General features: G+C 37.9%; 18 protein-coding genes. 4 read left to right on the forward strand and 14 right to left on the reverse strand.

Features of this window, described 5'->3' with window-relative positions; genetic code table 11:
• The first annotated feature begins 84 nt into the window (after nt 1-84).
• Nucleotides 85-633 (forward strand): DUF998 domain-containing protein, encoded by a 549-nt coding sequence (locus CM19_RS12315; protein WP_048100752.1) that lies wholly within the window; start codon nt 85-87, stop codon nt 631-633.
• Nucleotides 634-864: 231 nt separating this feature from the next.
• Here CM19_RS12315 and CM19_RS12320 read toward each other — a convergent pair whose 3' ends face one another.
• On the reverse strand, nt 865-1260 hold the full coding sequence (locus CM19_RS12320; protein WP_052349565.1) for a hypothetical protein: 396 nt from the start codon (nt 1258-1260) through the stop codon (nt 865-867).
• A 316-nt stretch (nt 1261-1576) separates the two neighbouring features.
• Here CM19_RS12320 and CM19_RS12325 point away from each other — a divergent pair, with 316 nt between their 5' ends.
• Nucleotides 1577-2575: an AAA family ATPase gene (locus tag CM19_RS12325; protein ID WP_048100753.1), complete on the forward strand. Its 999-nt coding sequence runs from the start codon at nt 1577-1579 to the stop codon at nt 2573-2575.
• Nucleotides 2576-2920: 345 nt separating this feature from the next.
• Here CM19_RS12325 and CM19_RS13600 read toward each other — a convergent pair whose 3' ends face one another.
• Nucleotides 2921-3370, reverse strand: a complete 450-nt coding sequence (locus tag CM19_RS13600; protein ID WP_476695737.1) for a cytosine permease — start codon at nt 3368-3370, stop codon at nt 2921-2923.
• 62 nt (nt 3371-3432) lie between these two features.
• Nucleotides 3433-3645: a hypothetical protein gene (locus CM19_RS12335; RefSeq protein WP_048100755.1), complete on the reverse strand. Its 213-nt coding sequence runs from the start codon at nt 3643-3645 to the stop codon at nt 3433-3435.
• 374 nt (nt 3646-4019) lie between these two features.
• On the opposite strand from CM19_RS12335, the gene CM19_RS12340 reads away from it, so the two are divergent.
• Nucleotides 4020-4784, forward strand: coding sequence for a putative CRISPR-associated protein (locus CM19_RS12340; protein WP_048100756.1), 765 nt, complete (start codon nt 4020-4022; stop codon nt 4782-4784).
• Nucleotides 4785-4993: 209 nt separating this feature from the next.
• Here CM19_RS12340 and CM19_RS12345 read toward each other — a convergent pair whose 3' ends face one another.
• The 11 genes from CM19_RS12345 to CM19_RS12395 all read right to left on the reverse strand — a co-directional run bounded on the left by CM19_RS12345 (nt 4994) and on the right by CM19_RS12395 (nt 19645).
• A complete protein-coding gene (locus CM19_RS12345; protein ID WP_048100757.1) occupies nt 4994-5239 on the reverse strand; it encodes a hypothetical protein in 246 nt (81 codons plus the stop codon).
• Nucleotides 5240-5757: 518 nt separating this feature from the next.
• The gene (locus tag CM19_RS12350) at nt 5758-6162 is read right to left on the reverse strand and encodes a hypothetical protein (protein WP_048100758.1); all 405 of its coding nucleotides are present in this window, start codon (nt 6160-6162) and stop codon (nt 5758-5760) included.
• A complete protein-coding gene (locus CM19_RS12355; protein WP_048100759.1) occupies nt 6137-6889 on the reverse strand; it encodes an RAMP superfamily CRISPR-associated protein in 753 nt (250 codons plus the stop codon). Before CM19_RS12355 ends, CM19_RS12350 begins: the two co-directional genes overlap by 26 nt.
• 3 nt (nt 6890-6892) lie before the next feature.
• Complete coding sequence (locus tag CM19_RS12360; RefSeq protein ID WP_048100760.1) at nt 6893-7696, reverse strand: RAMP superfamily CRISPR-associated protein; 804 nt, start codon at nt 7694-7696, stop codon at nt 6893-6895.
• Nucleotides 7693-8439, reverse strand: a complete 747-nt coding sequence (locus tag CM19_RS12365; protein ID WP_160164891.1) for an RAMP superfamily CRISPR-associated protein — start codon at nt 8437-8439, stop codon at nt 7693-7695. Before CM19_RS12365 ends, CM19_RS12360 begins: the two co-directional genes overlap by 4 nt.
• 8 nt (nt 8440-8447) lie before the next feature.
• Nucleotides 8448-8843 carry a hypothetical protein gene (locus CM19_RS12370; protein ID WP_150111457.1) on the reverse strand — a complete coding sequence of 132 codons (396 nt, stop codon included), beginning with the start codon at nt 8841-8843 and terminating at the stop codon, nt 8448-8450.
• Complete coding sequence (locus CM19_RS12375; protein ID WP_048100763.1) at nt 8812-9777, reverse strand: RAMP superfamily CRISPR-associated protein; 966 nt, start codon at nt 9775-9777, stop codon at nt 8812-8814. Before CM19_RS12375 ends, CM19_RS12370 begins: the two co-directional genes overlap by 32 nt.
• Entirely contained in the window at nt 9755-10321 is a 567-nt protein-coding gene (locus CM19_RS12380; RefSeq protein ID WP_048100764.1) for an RAMP superfamily CRISPR-associated protein, read from the reverse strand. The genes CM19_RS12375 and CM19_RS12380 overlap by 23 nt, the downstream gene beginning before the upstream one ends.
• Nucleotides 10314-12980 (reverse strand): HD domain-containing protein, encoded by a 2667-nt coding sequence (locus CM19_RS12385; protein WP_150111458.1) that lies wholly within the window; start codon nt 12978-12980, stop codon nt 10314-10316. The genes CM19_RS12380 and CM19_RS12385 overlap by 8 nt, the downstream gene beginning before the upstream one ends.
• A gap of 575 nt (nt 12981-13555) precedes the next feature.
• Nucleotides 13556-16468: a DEAD/DEAH box helicase gene (locus CM19_RS12390; RefSeq protein ID WP_048100766.1), complete on the reverse strand. Its 2913-nt coding sequence runs from the start codon at nt 16466-16468 to the stop codon at nt 13556-13558.
• 696 nt (nt 16469-17164) lie between these two features.
• A complete protein-coding gene (locus tag CM19_RS12395) occupies nt 17165-19645 on the reverse strand; it encodes an aldolase/citrate lyase/malate synthase family protein (RefSeq protein ID WP_048100767.1) in 2481 nt (826 codons plus the stop codon).
• 724 nt (nt 19646-20369) lie between these two features.
• Between CM19_RS12395 and CM19_RS12400 the strand changes: the two genes are divergently transcribed.
• Nucleotides 20370-20816, forward strand: a 447-nt coding sequence (locus CM19_RS12400; protein WP_048100768.1) for an alcohol dehydrogenase catalytic domain-containing protein, incomplete at its 3' end; no start/stop codon positions are given.

The following is a 20816-nucleotide window of genomic DNA, read 5'->3' on the forward strand; positions in this document are numbered from 1 at the left end:
ATTACCTTATTATACAATCTCTTTTAGAAGAATAAAAGTTATCAAACAAAGATTTATATTGTTATAGAACTTAATAGTTTTAGTATGAGAAATAATGTTGCTTCTTGGCTAGTCTTCATCGGAGTAACTCAATTTATACTCCTCCTTATCGTAGCAGAGGCGTTATACCCGGGATACTCTATTTCTAATAACTACATAAGCGATCTCGGTGTCGGGAAAACCGCGCTAATATTCAACACTTCAATCTCTATATTAGGAATAACCTTAATAATTGCAGGAATAGTATATACTACTAAATTACCTTTTAGGACTACTCTTACATTGACGGGATTAGGTGCCCTAGGAGTTGGACTCTTCCCAGAAACTACTGGGGATCCTCACCTTTTATCAGCGCTAGTTGCTTTCCTATTCAGTGGTATCTCTTCCTATACTGCTCTACCGACAATAAAAACACCATTGAAGTACTTTTTCCCTATCCTAGGTACAATGGGCCTTTTATCGTTATTTCTCTTCATAACACATAATTATGCGGGGATAGGAGAAGGTGGAATTGAAAGGATGATAGTTTATCCAAACCTCATTTGGGCTTTAGGTTATAGTTCATCTAAACTTTCTGAAGTCGAGGTTAAATAGCATATGTTATCTTCAATAGGATAAATACGCTTTAGCGTTATAAGGCTCTTGTTTTATTATTTGCTTTTATAACTTGAAATTGTTAGGTAAACTTCACTATCTTATTTTAGAATCTAGAGAAACAGTAATGTTCTTACTTTAGTATATAGCGACTTTCAGAAAATCTCCATTTTATTAAGTGGAAATAAAAGTACTATATGATCTAGTTATGTATGTCTTAACTGATTTTACCTATATTTTTACTAATAGTGCTGAGCCGAAACCTAAATCGGATAATAAGCCGTAAGCTTTCCTCCTATTCTTAACTTTAATAACTATGCCTGGGGGTATTGAGTATAGTAAAGGTCTTCTAGCCTTTGAGCCTTCATTATATCCGACTCCTAGTTTCTCAACTACTGATTTGAATTTTTCGATATGATAACTCAAAGCATTATTTTTCTCCTGACTTATAATGCCTAAGCCTAAAATTTCTTCAATGTCTTCAAGTCCTTTACTTACTCCTACTTCAGCTTCTTTTTTTTTATCAGACTCTGGTAGAAACAATAGTGGCTCAAGCAGTATTCCATAATTAGAGTCTTGTCCATAATCTAATTTCTCTTCTTTAATCTCTACTAATCCCACTGACATTTCCCCGCTAGTTCTAACATATTCTTTAGTCTTCTGTAGATTACTACTATATTCAAATAATATCTCAAATCATAAAAGGACTTCCATTCCAGTCTTCTGTTATGGAAAAGATAAAATAAAGAATCTCTAATATTGTGATAAACGTCCGAGTAAAAATCTACTAATATCGATATTGAGATTTAATAACGTGGTAAGAAACCGTTGATTATACCCATATAAGTAACTTATATGGGTAATTTTTTACGATAGTTTATGTTTTTAATCTAGCTTTATCACGTAAAAAGCTTATAAAGAGTTATCTATATAATTAACTTATATGGGTATATGCAAAATATTTGACCCTTATCCAAAGGAGAACAAGGAGGACTTCTTTGATAACGATGAGGTATTAGATGAAATAATCAAGCTAATAGAGGGAAAATTCTGGCCTTTACTTGTCGGTCCTAAAAGGACTGGTAAGACATCTATTCTTAAAATATTAAGCAAAGAGCTTGAGGGTATTTACGTTGACGCATCTGGAGTTAAAACTCTAAGAGGATTAGGTAATATGCTATTAAAAAACTCTTTAAACCTAAAGTTGAAGGTAGACCTTAAGGTTATCAGTATAGAATTGACTAAGAGACCAGTTACAGCTATTCAAGAGCTCTTGAGTAATTTAGACAGTAAGGTGATATTTATCGATGAAGCCCAGAATGTGGCTTCGCCTTGGTTTATTTCAATACTTTCAGTCGCATATAATACTTCTCAAGTCAAGTTTGCATTTTCTGGTTCCATGATAGGTTTATCAAAAATTATTAGTGGGAAAAGCAAAAAAGCGAAATTTAAGGGAAGACCGATAGTTGAAGTTAATATAAACCCTTGGGACGACAACACTAGTATACAATTCCTTAAAGAAGGAGCTAAAAGGTGTAGTATCAATATCGCAGAAGGAGAGATTGAGGACGCTGTGAGAACTTATAGAGGTATTCCAGGCTGGTTAACATATTATGGGAACTTCAGAAGTTTAGGTTATCCCCATGATAGGGCTAAACAGCTAGTCTTAAACATAGCGAGAAATATAATTAAAGACGAAATCGAGGAGTTTGGGGAGATCGAGAAAACCATAATAAGAGCTTTAACTCTAGTAGAAAGAGCAAGATGGGGAGACTTAAAGAAAGTAACTGAGGCTTTACTAAAGAGGGAGATAAATGACTCCTCTTTTACCCATGCACTAAATCAACTTGTTAATGCTAGGGTGGTGAATAAGAAAGTAGGAGACAATACTTATTCCTTAATAGACCCATTGTATAAAGAGGTACTATCCACACCCTACTAAAGTTACTGCACTATGTTACGAGAAAGCTTAAACTCCCAGTTAAAATTCTGTATAGAGGAGCAATTTTGACACACCTAAGTTAACCTTGGTTTTCACGCTTAAAGTTAAAGTAAATCTAATTCTTTAAATTACGAGGAATGTGGTATACTTTATTCAGTTAAGCTTGTGTGCAAACATTAAATTTTTAAATATCATGTTGTTTTATGTATTAAACTTTCGTCAGTTAAAGAATCTAGTGTAAAGTATTTAAGTTACAACTTAGTAAGACCTGAAATATGAATTGAAGAGGGTAAATTATGTTAGATAAATCAAAAGTAAGAGATATAATGTTAGAAAGGAAAAGGTCTAAAAACTAACTTGGGAAGAACTAGGAAAAGCTCTGAACCGCTCACCAGTATATGTGGCGATGTTATTATACGGATATGGACAAGCTACTGAAGAGGAAGCTGAGAAGCTTGTTAAGATACTTAAACTCCCCCCAGAATATAAAGATATATTAAAAGTACTATGAACAAACGGCAATACTAATTGACCTATCATCTGAGACTTCTGACTAACCGCAAACCTAGTAAGATCGGGTATCGATATTGCCATAGTCAACCATGATGACATGTTACCAGCTAAAAATGCTAGTTCAACTAGTACGCTGGCTTTATTTACATTAAAGCTGCTTACCTCTGAGAAATCCCATCCACTCTTTATTCCTTCCACCACAAATATCCCCATGAGAGAAAGCATTGCTATGGGAGCTGTTACTCTAGCCATTTTCCTTAGGGGCTCTTGCCCCTTAAGTATGGGAGAAAAGTTTTGAGGACAAGATCCCTAAACATATTCACAAAATTCCTCGAGGAGACCCGCTAAACAAATGCATAAGCGAAGAGAAAGCACTCTCGTATTCTATCTCTCTTGTATTCTATCTCCCAACAACCCTCGGAAAGGGTAGAAGAATTTCTACTAACCTTAACAGGATCAACAATACGTTTGTCTAGAAAACTAAGAATCTCCTTATAACCACTATCAGCATACATAAACAACCCTCTCCATAACAAGAGGAATAAGCTGACTACCATCAAAAACTCCTCTCTGAGTATACACTTCTTCTAAATGCCAACTTCCTCACAAACCAGCTGATGAAACGGTAAATGAATGAAGAGGTTTATATACGCTGAGATGAAGGAATTAGGGTACTTGTACCTCCTATCATTCCTCTTCCTTAACTCCCTCCCAATTATCTATCTCTCATCTACTCTCCAAGTAAAATCTCACCTTCTCAATAACAACTCGTTATGCTTCCTCCAATCCCTCTTATCAACACACTCCCTTCTTGACATAGGATATTTTGGTAATACCATATGTCATCGTATGTCCAGTACTTAAGGTTACTTATTCCACACAACATACGTAAGACAAAGTTTATAAAAACATCTTTAATATATATCTAACTATGGAAAAGGGTACAACAATACTAAGCCTTGTCGGTACTTCTCTATTGGGTAACTTCGAGCGCGATAACGCTGACTACTTGAACTCAAGAAATCTTAGGGGGATATCCACTCTTGATCTTAAGGACCCAAAGCAACAGCTTGTCCTAACCTATAAGGGAGAACTATTTGATAAGTTATCTGACTTCGTTACGAAGAATCCAAAGCGCTACAGTGCAGAGCTGAATACAATAATTTCATATTTAGAGGAAGAGAAACCTAAAGACGTAAAGGTATTCCTTTATAGGACTGACAGCAACAATGTAGAGTTAGTAACAGAGGTGATAAAGGACTACATTGTGAAAAAGCTGGGATGTTACGTAGACGTAATTGAGGTAAGATTCAAGGAAGACTTCTATAGTGGGGTCTTAGACCTTGTCCAGAAGGTCTATAAGAGGGTTGCTGAAGAGAAGAAGAATAATAGGGTTGTAGTTATGGCAGCAACTGCAGGTTTCAAACCAGAGACAGCATATGCCACGATAGCTGCAATGTTAGCTGGAGCTGATAAGGCAATATACATGCATGAGAGCATGAGGAGCTTAGTGGAGTTACCTTTAATTGCAGTTGAAATCTCTCCGGCTGTCTTAAAGGAGTTAGAAAGTCTACCAGCGAGATACTCACCAGATAAGCACGATAAGTTACTGGACTCTGGGGTAGCTAAGCTAGGGGATGACCGGGTTGTAAAGCCTACTGAGTTTGGGAGGAAGCTATATGAGTCTCTAAAGTGATGCCATTTATAAGTAAAAATCTGAAAGAAAATATGTTTTTAAGAAAGGAGTAGTTCCGTTGTTTCTCCATAGTCATAATTAAACTGGTAGAGGAACACGATAGCCACGCCTTTATTTAAAGCAGTGTCGCAGGATCACGAGCTTGACATGCCTCCACCAATAGGCTTTATGGAGCTTCCTGAGAAATGGCAATTAAAATGATACTTAATTTATGTATTGTAGTTTTCCTCTTTTAACCTTCCTTCTGCTTTTTTCTCGTCAATATGTTTCATTACTTCCTTTTTTACACTACTCCAGCAATTTGTCAACTTGTTTATAATCATTTCCTTTTCCTCTTGACTTAACTTTCTGTAAAGGACAAAACCACCATGGGCTAAAAATGAGTTATTCCTCATACGTTTCCAACAGTTTTTTATCTCATCAACATCATCAAACCCAATTGCATGATGTAACATGTCATAAATATCTTTACATTTTTTTCTTGTAGATAGTCCCTGTCAGAACTATTATTGTCTGACGTGTAGCAGTCCTTCCATTCAGAGAGATACATTAATAGTAAGTTTAATGAGAGGAAATTGGATGCCATAAAAAAGTCTTATGAAGAACGGAAACGTAATTAGAAATCTGGTATCGCAACACCTCTCCTTTTCATCTTTTTTGTCACTAGAGTAATCAATTGCGATCTTCCTCCTAGTCATATCTGCAATGAAACACTTTACAAACTCATGTGAATTTACTAGCTCCTCGATTTTGTCAAACAAGTCGTCGAGTTCATTATAATACTTAGCATTTTGGATGTTATTTTCACATTTTAACTCGTCTATGACATTCTTTACTTCACTTCTGAGAATTACTCTTAAGCTGTTTAGGTATTCCTTAATATTTTCTTCCTTGTCTTCACTATCCGAATCGATTTGTAATATGTCTCGGATAATAGGTTAGTCTGAGCTTTCATCTGAACCCTCTATCATTACTATCTCTCCCTATTTCCCTTATTTTTTAAGATGGTATATATTAGAGCGTTTTTTAGCGTATTGTAGTCATATCTACCAAGCTCTTTATGTAAATCCCCATAGATCTCTTTCTTAACTTGTACGTTCTGCTTTTCAAGGACTCTGTTCTTACTCAATGCTACATTGACGATATCCTCGAAGCTCTTATCTGTATCCTTAGAATACTTGGACCGCTTTAAATACTCTCTTAGCACATCTTCTAACACTTTTGAACTTATTTCATCAAGGTTTATTCCTTTCCAAGACGCACCTTGTCTCCCTTGTTGGCTAATTTGTATATCCCTTTTTATAGTATTGAGTAGTTTACCGTAAGTGTCTCTATCTAGAAGGTTTAATATTTTAACTAAAAAAGGATTGTTTGACATTATCCCACCTATTCTTGAGGAGTTTCGACGCACACTCCACAAATGGGTCTTTATTAACGTCCTTTAAGGTAAAGGTTTTAGGATCTAATTCCCTTACGGTAAAAGACTCTACTCTAATTATTCCAAAACCCTTATCTTTCCCTCTACCAATCTTTATCCCATAGTTTCTTCCAGAACTAATACCCATCGAAGCTAAAAGTAAACATATTTCATCAGTATCGGAGTTAAATATTGTTATCTCTGTAGAGAATTTAGTTTCAGGGAGTAAAGCTTCAAAGAGGACAGGTTCACCAGTAGGAGAGGTCTTGGCCATAGTATATACTTTAATACCGTTGTTCTGTTTCCGCGGTCTCCATTGTCTGCCCAACTTCATAACTTTATAGTTACCGTTAATTACTATGCCGTCCTCTACGTAGACTCTACTCTCTAACTTCTCATAACCAAAAAGGTCTCCTACAAGCGAAGGCTTATTTGATACAATCAAGGCATAAGTGGAGAGTACTCCCTTAATAGACGATCCCATAATTGAGGGCTTCTCATTAACTCTATAGCCCAGATATGTTGTTTTCTTTTCCGCGAGATCGACTTTTACTTCACCGGTACATGTACAAGCTGGGGTAACTGTATTAAAGGTGACATGGATTTTGTACAGATTGTTAAGAGTATCTCTCTGTTTATAATTTTGTGGAATTGTCCTAAATGGGCTTACTTTAATCCAGGTTGACATAAACTAGTCACCAAAATTCAAGTTTATGAAACTCTCTGGGTCTACCTTAATGTTGACGAATAATGGTTTTTCGTCTACGGCTTTAACTGGAATCTCCTTAGTTGTAGAACCTTCAGTCACCTTTAGCTTATTCCCGTCTACTATTTCTATTTTTACCTCCGTCTCATTACCATTCCTTGTGAACCTGGTCTTAAAGCTCGAGCTCTTGCTGGGGACTAGGAATGAGACTTCCTTAAGGCTAAACGATACTGCACCATAGCCCCTACTCTTAAACCCCCCTACCTTTACGATCCTTTGATCCATCAGCGCTTTTACTGCGCTAACAATATAACCTAAAGTTAGGGGAGCAAGGTTCCTCGCCAAAATATTGCCATAAAACTTAACGTTATTTGGTACGTACTCAACTTGAAATAAGTGCTGGACACCACCAGATTTTGGGTTAATCTTTATATGACTTCTCTCTAGGGAAGGTATAACGTGGTCTGAAATAAAATCGTCAAATATGAGGGGAGAACCAATACTTACCTCTTGGTTTCCCCCATTGCTCACCTTTCCACCAAATAAGTAGTAAATATCTTCAGAGTTCTTATTTAATATTCTAGCTACAGTACTTCTAAATATTCCCTTTAAGGAGGAGCCGGGTATAACGGCCCTTCCGTCATTAAGTCTTAATATGGGTAAGTCTGGTTCTCCTATATCTGTCCCTTTTCCAGCACCTACTCTAAGTGGACTGACTGTAACGATCTCCGCGTTTAATCTGACTAGTAAATGGTATGCCTTAAAATACTCAACCTGTTGACTGCTCATGTTTTCCCTCCTCCAACTATCTCTTGAGGAGTTAATTTACTCTCTTTTATCACCTTTACCTCTACAAGGCCATACCCCCTACTCTTCCACCCTCCGAGCAATAGCTCTAAATCGCTAAGCCACCCTTTCATTATATCAAACGCCTTATCCACCGGTGATGGCGACTCTACACCATAATCTAAGGAACTATAAATGATTTTCCCGGTAAAGGTGGTCTCAGGTTCTACAGCCTCAAGATCTATTTTTGCGCCGGGTTTAGAAGAATCAGTATTAACGTCAATGCTAACGTGCGTCCTATTCCTTATAAACTCTCTTTCTTCTTTGCTACTAAGTTTGGCGTCTGAAAATACTGTTGGGGAGGCAAAGAACTCAGAACCGAATAGTAAATCTAGAATACCAACGTTAGTTCCTTGTTTTCTTATATTCTCTAGAACATACTCACTGACCTTAGTTGTATCCAACGTCAAAAAATTCTTTTTCGTAGTATCGTCAGTGTCAACTTTTTTATATCCTATAAGTTTCGCTAAGTCATTCCCGCTAAGCCCCCTCAATAGCCTCCCATACTCAGCCCTTATTACACCTTTTATGGATGAACCGGGAATAAAGGGCAAGGGCTTATCGTTAGGAAGCTTTATAACTGGTAAGTCTGACTCTGATATATCGAGACCTTTTGTCTCTCCTAAATGTAAATATTCTTTAGTTTCAAATTGAATATCCAATATAGTTCTGTAGTTAATCTTCATATGTAAACTCATTTTATATGGCACCCTAGGTATCTGTTTGCTAAGCTTTTCTTATCTCGTAGTGACTCGAAGACGTATACGGCCATAACTACTCCCTTCATGTACTCTGATATATGATTGCTTGTAACATTGTTGTCGTCAGCTAGCTTTAACAGTTTACTCATAAAAGCTCCGAGTTGGGTATTTTCCGTGTCAAGACCGTCATTCCTTGCTGCTAGATATGCTAAATCTGGTAACGCCCTCCTAACCTCGTTTTTCTCTTTTTCTAAAATCTCCATTATCTTCCTTGTAATTGTCTTCCCTAATGTTCCATTTTCCTTATCATAGTATGGATAGTTCTTTATTTCGCACACATCCTTTACTCCTAACTGCTTATAGTCTATGGACTCTGTGGTTGACGACAATCTTTCCACTCCCCGCCTCTCTAATACTTTCTTCTTCTAAAGTATATATATCTTTATAATAATCATTAATTACAACTACTGATCCACTCTTTACAACATAATCTGATACCCACTTATCGTAATGTAATGTCTTTCTTTTCTCTACTCCTACGCTTTTGAATAGAATTTTGTCCTTATACCTATCTATTACCTTTAAATAATAATCATAGTTAACAGAACCGTAAAAATCCAATACAGTGTAATTCCCTAACTCCTCTTCTTTTTTCTGCTTTACTGACTCCGACTGCTTGAGCTTGATTAGTCCGTAGCCTCTACTCTTCATAGAACCTACAAATATTCCCTCTTTAAGGGCGTCTTCAAGTTTATCCAAATCCTCCCCAGTCGCCTCAAATGCAAACAATATACCGGGCGCTATTGAATCTAAGTGGGCTATAGCTCCCTTAACTTCCCCATTGCGTTCTGCTTTCCATGCAATCTTTAACTTATCGTCTAGTTTTAACACGTTTGTTTTAACCCTTTCTATCTGTAAGTCACACACCTTATTACCGTGAATGTACCAGTGTCTGGGACCTTTCTTTAACCTAACCTTGTTTACCCCCCACTTGTATCTTCCCTTTATGGTTTCAACAAGGTTACGAATACCGTCCCTTATCTCTGACCTGTTCTCCTGATTTTCTGTATATAACGTGACTAGAGACGCAGGGTTAAGTTCATATTGGTTCTTAGCAGTTGGATATGCGTCTGTCATATGGATATCCAATTTTACTTCCTCCTTCTCTTTTCCCCACTTTTCAGAGTCTATAAACCTAGACATAACTGCACCAAGTATGGACGACGCCGGAATAAAGTCGGCTGATCTAAGGTAGTTTCCTGATCCAGCATTAATTAATATTGGAGATAAATTAATTATTTCAAATCTTTTCCAATCTGTCATCCAACTTCACCTCAGTTACAATTCCTATGCCTCTAGATCCACCCCACCCAATGGTAGAAAACTTAAGTAACTTAAGTGCTCTAGCCAGCTCCCTCTTTTCATCCTTTAAGGGTACAACCTCATATATATCAAACATAACCTCTATATCCCCAAGCAAGAGCTCGTAAGAGAATAGCGCTCCCTTATTAACAATTCCTAGCTTATCGTTAACTCTTATCCCATACCTAGTTCTCTTCGGTTTTTCGCCGACTATATATCCCCATCCAATGAATACCTTTCCCGGTATAGACCTTTCAGTTTGGTCATTAAACTCCGAACCGAGCAGTGACTCTATTATATCCCTATCCACCCCTAACGTCTTTAAGTTTCTCCTTATCAATCCCTTTAGGCTAGATCCAGGGATGACCAAGACCCTTTCCATTTCTGGTTTTTTAATGTATAGCGCCTTAAGATCTACATCGAAGTTAGTTGCTTCCTGAGAGTCCGTATGGCCCCTCAAGTTTTCCGCTATTAAGGAAATAGTGTATACAGTCCTACTATTCATTTAACTCACCTTTTCTACTGTCGGGACACTTTAATACCTTATCGTTGTAGACCTCCCAGTAATACTTATTGTTAATTTTCTGTTCTAATGTATCCATCATTATTGTAAGTAATAGGTAATAATCTTGTAGATTGTACTCCTTATTGGAGAGGAGTATGCTAGCTACAGTCTCGAAGCTATCCCTTTTATTCCTTACTAGGTTATAAGTAATTTCAAGCCTTGAGTTACCAATCTTAACAAAAGTCCTTAATTCCCCGTATTTTACCTCGGAACGCTCCAGTTTAACAACGTCACATAATAGGTCTTTAATCTTACTCCCCAACAGTGGCATCGCCTTAAGCTTCATCCCTTTTGACGCCCTGTCAAGTAGTACTTCATCATCTGGCGCAATAGTCTTTGAGTCGGCAATAGTAAGTATAACTCCAGAACCGTAATAGTCGTTATAGAGGTTACTCTTTGAGTACTTCTTAGATACTCCCTCTAATAACTCAGCCTCTTCCCTTGCCAAGAATAGAGGGAAGGAAGTGCTATTCATTATGTAAGCCCCTGCGGAGAAAGTGAAGAGCTGATACGGCTTAGGTATTCTTACCTTTTCTGCAATGTCTTCTCCCTCGCCATATGATAGCTTTTCCAGTAATTCGCTTTTCTTCAACCACCCTCCAATGTTCCTCAGTGCCTCATCAAGGTAATATACGAATATCGGAAGTACTTGTGAGGTAGTAAGGACAGAGAAATCGTCCCCACCTAAAAGTATAGGATAGAACTCTACACACATTTCGTCACCTATAGCCCCTACAGACTTAGTTACGGCATAAAGAACTCCAGTATATATTATCCATGTAAAGAATCTCGTAATTTCAAGGTATTGGACAAGGGTCGAGGCTGATGACTTTATTGATCCAAAGTTATCCCCATCAGCTACCATTAAGACCGGATATCTCCTTTCGTCTAGATCCGTCTCATCCGCAACATAATTATTCTTATTGATACACTTTCTGTTTAGGTGATCTAGCGTTTCAGGGAGGACAATATCTTTAATGATTTCCCTTGTCAACTTAAATATCCTTAGTCTTTTCAACTTCTTCGCTATTTTCCCTTCAGTTTTCTCTCCCATGACTAGGCTACGGAAAGCCTTATAGTATTCCCTCGCCAAATCACATGCTTCGCAGTAATCGCTTCCATCTTTCCTCTTGTTAACCCTACAAGCCTTACATAACTTATCTATCTCCACTTCCTCCTTAGATGTGGGTGGTAATTTAATATTCTCCTTATCAAACTCGCTAAAGGCCTTCATTATTAAAGCGCCAAAACCCCTATAAGTGTCCCTCTCATAAGGGCTATATCCATTCCATCCAGTCCAGTTGTCTTTTGGACCCAGGTGGGCCTCAGCAAAGTAAAAGGCAAATAGACCATATTTTATAGCAAAATATCTCATCTCCTCAATACCTTCTAGTATCTTGTTGACATCTAGGGTAGACGGGACTATAGCTAATACTGAACCCCCTTCATCGGAAATAACTACTTCCTCCCCCACCTCATCTCTCAACCTCTTAGAGACCTCATGAACTATACTGTCTATCATCATACTGTACCCAGCGTAGACCGCTAACTCCCTTCCCCTATTGAGATAGGACTTTATACTTGGGATCTCGAAGTGGAAGACTGCAAGGAGCTTGTCGTCCTTAGCCATTAGCCTATTCTCTGCTTTGATTAGTTCAGATGCTAGTTCAATAGCTCTATTCTCGTCGCTACTGAATACCCCATAAGTCCTAAACTGTTGGTAGTCCTCATCCTCACTTAGGTTAACTGTTTTCCCTTCCACCATACGTTTCAGTAGATCTAAGTCTTCACCATTACCTATTTCATAACCCCACTTATCTAACTCCTTCACAAAGCCTATTAGTTTTACGTAAATATCTTTTTCCCTAATTGTAAAACCCCTAGAAGACGCACTAGCCTTATCTGCATAAGCTATTACCCACTCTATATCATTTGATGGGGTACTATCCTTATCATAGCTCTTGCCATAATGGTGCCTAGAAGATGCACTGGCTAAGGTTCTGGCCAAAGTTTCGTTTATGTTCTTAAATAAATTGTATACTATGTCATAAGTCCTTTTAGTATGTCCTTGCGGTGGGGGCTTTCCTATGTCATGGAGAAGTGCAGCGACCCTTACAAATCCTCTCAGGAACTCCCTATCATTAAACTTGACTTCTATGTCTTTAAACCTGCAAGTGAACCCAGTTTCCTTGTACTTCTTATCATAAATGGCTAAAATGGCAGAGACTGCAAATGCAGACGTAGTAACCATGTGGTCTGCCAAGGAGTTTACAATTCCTGGAAACCTAGTGTCAGCAGGTACAGTAATAAAGGGGTTTATTTTTCCTTCAAATCCCGTAAGGTTTCTATAGTACTCCTCCCACGCTTCATTAATTTTAGACACTAAAACATCTGCAAAGGTGTTAAGCAATTCCCCACATGACTCGACGTTCTCGTTGCACCTTGCTTTTAGTTTCTCATCAATTTTCTTAAGAGCTTCTTCCTTTACCTCCTTTAAGAAACTTTCAATCTGATTTGATACATTGCTTCCTTGTTCTGTACGCTTGAACGATAAAGTTAATGGGTCGAGCCTTATACAATACTTATTTTTCTGGCTCACATTTAAGAGAATGTGAGCGAATATATAAATCTTCAACTCTATCTCCAATTATGTAAGCACATCTACCTGATATCATGGTAGAACAGGGAATCTAACCTCCTTATGTAATTCTCTCAAGAATCTAATATATTTCATCGTTAATGTAAACATAAGTTATTTTATGATAATCCTTATGGGTCTTGGAGTTGAGGTTCTCTGAAAAAGCTATTTCTCGAACTCGCACTTGTAGAAATCGCGACTCCTTTTTCAGGACATCTTTTAACATGTCTCAGTGGAGTAACTAGTCAATCTATGAGAGCTTATTTTTCCGCCTTTTTAATTCTACTTCATCCTTTTCCCATATAACCTCGCATAACTCCTCTTTATATCTTCTACCTTAGTTTTTCAAGAAGAAAAACTAAAATTGGATATTTATGTGGATTTAAGAGCCATAATAATACACTATGTTCCTTGTTCAGGCAATTCCTCAAATAGAGATCTGTCAAGCCCTTTAATAAATCTCTCGAAATAGCAACGATCTACTTCCGACATTGGTTCTCAACGTTTGAGATTGCTTTGGCTTGAATTATCGTCTTTCAAGAAGTAGATGATATCACATTCATTAATCCCTGAATGATCCTGGCCCTCTCCCCAAAGTACTCCTTTAGCTCCCCCTTACCTACTTTGTAGTTAGGATTTGTAAACTTATTCATCATAACCCTGAGCTTCTGAGAGAAATCATTAGGACTAACATCATAGCCAACCCTTTTCTTTACCTCCAATACTACATCCACCACCTCAACATCCTTCACCTTTCCTAAAAGCTTCTTAACCTTACTGTCTACGTTGTAACCAAACACCTTTTTGACGTCTTGGTCTAAAATGATATCTATAAGTTTATCCCTTAAGGACTTAACATCATTTACCACTTCAGTCTCTTCCATTGCCTTCGGTATGTCGTAGTACGTTAGCCCAAAATACTCATTTCCGTTAACATCAGCCCTGAAGTTGCGTTCCTCTGATGCAGTAGTTATCTTATCTAATACAACTGTATCCTTACTTAACGTTACCCTTACATCCTTGAGCAATATGGTAGCGTAGTTGAAGAGCTTAAAAGCTAGATCGATAGCCTTTTCCCTAGCCTTCTTGTAATTTACACCATGAAATATTGGAGAGATGTTAAGATAGACAGTCTTGAAGACCTCGTCGACTTTAACCCCTTCTAAGTATTCCCTTAGCTTCTCAAACTCAAGTGGTTCATTAAACATCTTAAAACCTCCTACCCTCATCTTCTCTAAAACGCCAACGGGAAAAGACTCCCAGATCTTTAAGATGTTCTTAAAGTAACTGTAGTTTACTAGATCAGTCCTGATCCCATACTTTAGTCTGAGCGCAGTTATGAGGAATGCCATACCCTCATCGATATACTCAGGGTCCCCAACCTCGTAGGCATAGGCGTAAGTATATCCCCTATAACCGTAGTCTTTGGGAAACACATCACAGTTTAGTTCAATCTTAGAATAAGCGTAATCGTCATAGTCTTTATTTGGGCAAATCCTCTTCCTCGATTCAACAAACCAAACGACGCCACTGGGGAGTTCATTAAACTCAACATAACCCTCGCCCTCAAATATCATATTAGTGTATACCTTAGACCAAACCTTGCCTAGCTCTAAATCAAGCTCAAAGTTTGGCGGAAAATTACATTCCTCGCTAAAATTCTCCCTATTCCATTCCTTTATCTTACTCTCATACTTCTCTAAGGCGTCGTAAAAGCATCTACTGTATATGTTATCCGGATCCTTTTCAACAACCTCATATACCGTTCTCGTGCCATACCTATACCTAAAGATACTTTTAACAACAGCATTATTTCCCTTATCAATTGAACCAGGTTGATAATTCTCTATCATATCCTTTAGACCGATCTTATCAGAGCTGATCAGTTTATTGTCTTTATCGTAATATTTTACATCAACTTTTGAAGTTGTAATACTGTAGAACTTCAGCTTATCCAATACTTTCTCATCCTTTATCCTCCCCGTATCGTCTATAATGCCAACTCTCCTCAATAGGGACTCTTCATCCTCCTTAAGTCCCTCCTTCAGGTAAACCTTCTTTATAAGGCTTAAGTACACCTTAACGTATAAACTATCAACGTTAAAGATCACAGCCTCAGGCTTAATATTGCTCCAAACCCTCAACGACTCTATACCCTGAATTAACCTAGGGTCAAGCCCCATAGGCAGTATAACGCTCTCGACGAAGTCAATGTCAAGGCTCCTTCCCTTTCTTCCCTCCCTCTGTAAGAAGTCCTTTACGAGCTTGGGGATCCCTAAATGGATAACCCTCTTCGCGATACCGATATCAATACCCTGCTGAAGGGTTCTAACTGTGAAGACTATGTTTGTCTTACCTTCCCTTAAATTCTTCTCAATCCAAAACCTCTCCTTTTTCTTAACCTTAGAGTGGTGTGAAGGAATACCCAAAGGCCTGGCGTAGCTATCGCACTCGTTTATTCCCCTAGAAAAAACTATAGTTACTTCCCCCTTGCATCCCTTATAGGCCTTTAATATCTCCTCAATATCAGGCTTCTTTAAATCAAAGATATCCCCAAGTTCAGCCCTAAGTTTGGATGAATTAGAGGCTAAAAGGTTATAATATAGTCCAATTACTTTATCCTTAAATTCGTCATAACTTCCAATGCCGTACTTACTCTCTATGATATTCCTAAATTCATTGTAGACCTCCCTAAGCTTATCTTCTTTCCCAATAACGATATAAATCCTAGTCTCAGGCTTAAACCCAGCACCCCCTACAATCTCAGCATTCTGCAGAAATTCTTTGAGGTCTTCAGGGTTAGATAAGGTACCGCTGATTATCACAAACTGCACCTTCGGGAAGAGAAGTTTAAGCGTGGAGATGAGGAGGGTAATGCTATGGCTTTCATAGAAGTCTACTTCGTCAAGGACTATTAGGCTAACTCCTAGGAAGCGCTTACCCTTCTTTATCTCAGTTAGGAGCATTTCAGGATTGGTCAATATTACCTTAGCCCTATCTAATGAACCTAAGACGTTTTTATTAGAGTTTGTATCGCCATCATACCTTACAACATCGCCATACACTATTTCACCCTCTTCATTAACATCATAACCAAGGCATTTTAGGTACTTGGCTATCCTGTGAGCCTGGTCGTTAGCCAAGGCCTTAGTTGGATATATTGCTAGCGCTCTTATTTCCCTTTCCTTCAAGACATGAGTTAGCCAAGCCTCAGTCTTACCGCTACCCATAGAGGCATTGATTATAACGCTCTTACCTTGAGAAAGGAAATTGATCACTTGATACTGGTGGTTGTAGAGCTTCTTGTTTAAGAGACCATCGCAATCGCATTCAGCTCCTAGCAGATCCTTAAAGGTTATACTCAGAGTGTTAGGATATATGCCAGGCTCTTTATAAACGGTATAAGCGTAACCCAAACCCTTAAGGATTTTATCAGATGAACAAGACATAGTATACGAATCTCCGCTCACATTTTTATATATTGAGCCCAAGGTTCAGTTAGGACGTCAAGATCTGGCCTTTCACAAACTAAAAGAAGAAGTAATTATTTTTAAATAGATATAAACTCTCCTTATATTTTAAAACCGTTTTTCGCTTCGACTATTCATTGTGTCGTTAGTACCTTTACTTCATAGTTATAGTTCTTATCTCATTAACCTATCTCTTCCCCAGCTATCAAGTATATGAAATTCATTAGGACTTTATCTCTGAATGTGATTGTTTCCCCTTGATCATAATTTACAGAGAAAAGAGATAAAATTGCACAATTCGAAAGTTCTCCCCCTAGATTTAAAGCTTTGCTAACATCGTGGAAGTCTGTATTCTACTTACCTTGTATCCCATTAACTAAACTAGAGATATCAGCCTCTACATTTTTATTGGATGAAGTTCTTAAACGGTGTCTATTTTACTTCACCTATATGTTCAACTACTTCTTTCCAGCTTTTCATCTTTAGATCTTTAGTGTAAAAGTAAGCGTAATAAACGGTAAAACGGTCTTAATTAATCCAGCAGATAATGTTATGTGAAACATTTGCGTAGACCTGTATACAGACGGTACTATTAACTACTGATAATATCCTAATAACCACGTTAATTACGACCCAGCTGAACAGTTTCATATTAAAAAAACACTTGAGGGATTTTCATTCGTAGTTATCGTATATATAGTCGTAGAGTTGTAACACATTATTGTCCAATTCTCCCCTTCTCACTTTATCCTCTACCGTCTCTCTAAACGAGAATATAGCATCCATTACTTTCGATCTAGTTTCGGGATCTAGGGGTGAAAGTAAGAATAATATTTTTCCATTATGCTGTATATACCTTGGGAACGTTAGTAACCTCATGAGGATTTCCATAATAACTGGGGCCATTTCCCTGTCAAATCTTGGGGCTTGTCTAACAATTTCATCTTCAACTTGCTTTGGGTCGGCATTAATAATTTTAGCTATTTTTTCAGATGCTTCTCTAGGAGACATCTCTCTGAAGGGACCGGATCCGTATGCCTTAGCGATTATTGTGTAAACTTCATCTAAAACCTTTTTATTTTGCGATTTGCTAAACATTTCAATCAACCTGGTGGACTCTCTCACATCAAAATCCTTGTAGAACTCATTTGTCCACCTATAATGTAATTTCCATAAGTCCTCGAATAAATCCCTCACATTTTCTCCTTTACTAACTTTTATGAGATTTTCTGCGGGAATTACTCCATCTTTAGTTAGTGAGGATCCCTTTAGATATCCGTCCTTAGTCACTACGCCATTTTTATTGATTAAACTCCATAACCACGATGTAAATATCCTATAGGTTGCCAAATCGTTCATAAACCTCTGTTTTAATTCATAGTCGTCGATGGCCGCAGCCAAATTTCCGTTGAGCAATTGAAAGCCATAGTTAGCTGCCATATAGAACGCGTGTTGCACATGTTCTGGGGTTATTTCCCCATCTGGGACATCGTAAAGCGCGTGCCATAAATCCTTCCCTCCCCATAGTTCTTTACTCGTAAACAATTTTTCTGGGGTATCGATCATTTCCCTTGTAATTATCCAAGGGGTAATTTTCCCGTTTTCGTCTAATAGCCCTAATCTCTGGAATAACGACCTTTCTTGAGGGGTTAATCCACTATTTACCTTGGGTATCTGTTCGCTCCCTACTGTCTCATACTCAACTGGTCTACTAATCGTTTTTTGTAATTCCTCTAAACTCACCCTTAAAGGCTCATTTCCAGAACTTACGTACTCTCTCTCTTTAGTTGCAACCCAGCTTTGCCTGAATAAGTCGTAAAGTTTACCCTTAACTTTCCCGTTCAATATATCATCAAGCGTTACTTTCCTTTCAACCTTTTGATCTGCAAAGAAGATTAAGCCTATTAACCTTTCCCTAAGCTTATCTATTTTTATTCCTCTTAAAGCTCTCTGGTTATACTTAAATCTTCCAAAGGGGTCTGTCTGGGAATAGAGCATTACCGCTGCCATACCTCCTACTGGTGCAGCGTCAGCTTCACCGTCCTTTGACCCTGCCAATAGCATCATTAGAGCATTGTACTTTTGATACGCCATCATATTCGGCGAAGTCATAGTTATGTTTTGAGGGTCTGGAAGGACTTTTTCGTGAAGCCACATTTCAATTAAACTACCTAGGTAGTCCCATCTTCCATTATTAGATTTTATCAACCTCTCTCTCCATATCCATAGAATGACTGGTAGATATCTCCCCGCATTAACTTCTTCGTAAAGCATCGCTATCTTTATGGTTCCGATTTGCAATCCTAATTTTTCTTCAATTTTCCTCAATATTTTTTCTATAACGAGCGCTTCCTCCGGGAATTCAGTTTTTGGAACGTAAAAATATACTCCGGATCCAGCATTTTTTAGGTTCTCGTAATTGTTAAGCGTATAAATGATTGCGGATACTATAATTGCGGGGACTGGTTTGTCATTTAACGTTATTTCTTGGTCGAAGATATGTAACCCTGGGAGTCTATGAAATATTGCGGGCCATTTATTTCTAGGCTTCCCTATCCTATATTCCTTACCCTTTTCGTAATAGGGGTCAGGGAGATCTCCGGATAAAAAGTGTTTAACACCCTTCCTAGCCTCCCATACATCAGCGTATCTCTTACCAGACTTAAAGGGAATATACCACGCTGCTGAGGCATCTTCCTCATCTTCCATTGCAGAAACCACGTCTGCATTTACTTGATTGAATGCCCTACTTAACGGGTACCATGGGCCAGTAATTTCTAGTCCCGCATTTTTAATGGGGTGGGCATCATCTGGTATTCTTACTTTCTCGTTTAATCTCCACCTTAAACCGCTATTTCTACCGAGGAAGTTATCGATCATCCCTTGGACTATTTCTTTAAATGTTAACTTATTTCCATCGGCATCTAAAAACTGTTCATCCCATGAAGGAAAAGCCCCCTTTACTGATACTGGTTCTTTTAAGTCCAACCATTTCCTCCTACTGTTTACAACCCTTTTTATCTCCTCGGTAAACTGCGTTGCAAGATCCTCAATTAGTCCCTCCACGATCACCCTTTTACCATTAACAATTTTTTCACCAAACAAATCTTTGTAATCCTTTAGAATGCTTTCCGGTATATGAAGCCCTGAAGGCAAGGTGAGTCAACAAATTATTTAACAGAAAAATTTTAAAGCTTTCGAAAGGATCTTTGTCTAAATAAATTAAAAATTTTTATTAATGCGAGACTTTATAATAAAATTTTTAAACTCCACTTTTAGCATCGACTTGAACTTAGACGGATCCTAACCTAGTTTGTTAATGCCGTTGCCAACAGTTTGGGTTTGATCGGGGCATTTTTACACATTTCATGATTTTTCCCTCTCAAAGGACTTGTGTTTAAAAAACAATATTAATTTGTCCCATGCGTGATCAGTAGACTTAAGAAGGGACAAAAGACATAGGAACTAAAGTGTGAGGGTCCCCCCACATGCTGTGGCCTTTACAAGATTTTCAGAAGGATGTGGTTATCCCGGCAATGAGACGATCTTAATGACGAGTACTGACTCAGAGCGTGATGAGGCCCAAGGTCTTTAAGGAATGGCTATAAATGCTCTAAAGCCTAAACCCCTAAGGATAACATCTTGTCCCCTTAGTCATCTCGCTAAAGTATCTTTCCATGAATCTTCTTTAGCGTGTTTTGCAAAAAATTACTAATAAAATTTCCACGAATTACATAGGGGTATTACCCGGATATTAACCTTATATAGTACTTGTCGTGCTAATCTAGTTCCTTTGTAACCATACCATATTCATCAGATTCTAAATGATTTTTATGACAATTTAATAAAATATTTATACTTTGCCAACAAACGTATTTTCATGAAGGCAGCAGTCCTTTACCAGTTTAAATCTCCTTTTAAGATTGAAGATGTTAGATCAAATCCCATGCCTGGCTTTGTAAAAGTCAATGTCAAAGTAGTTGGTGTTTGTGGTAGAGATGTGGTAATTTGGAAGGGCGGTTTTAAGAATTTCAAGCTACCAGCAATTTTAGGCCACGAAATTTTCGGTTTCTATAATGATAAGCCAGTAGCAGTATATAGTGGTATTTTTTGTGGAAATTGCGAGTTTTGCAAGCAAGGTAAGGAAAATCTGTGCGATAGTTACTCAATGATAGGTGAAAATACGCCGGGCGGATATGCGGAAGAAGTTTATGCTCCTGAAAGAAATTTAATTGAGTTGCCTGATAAAAATTTTGAAAAATATGCCTCAGCATCAGAACCAGTAGCTACCATAATTCATGCATCAAATTTGGCTCAGATCAAGAAA

The organism is Candidatus Acidianus copahuensis, assembly GCF_000632495.1.
GTDB lineage: Archaea > Thermoproteota > Thermoprotei_A > Sulfolobales > Sulfolobaceae > Acidianus > Acidianus copahuensis.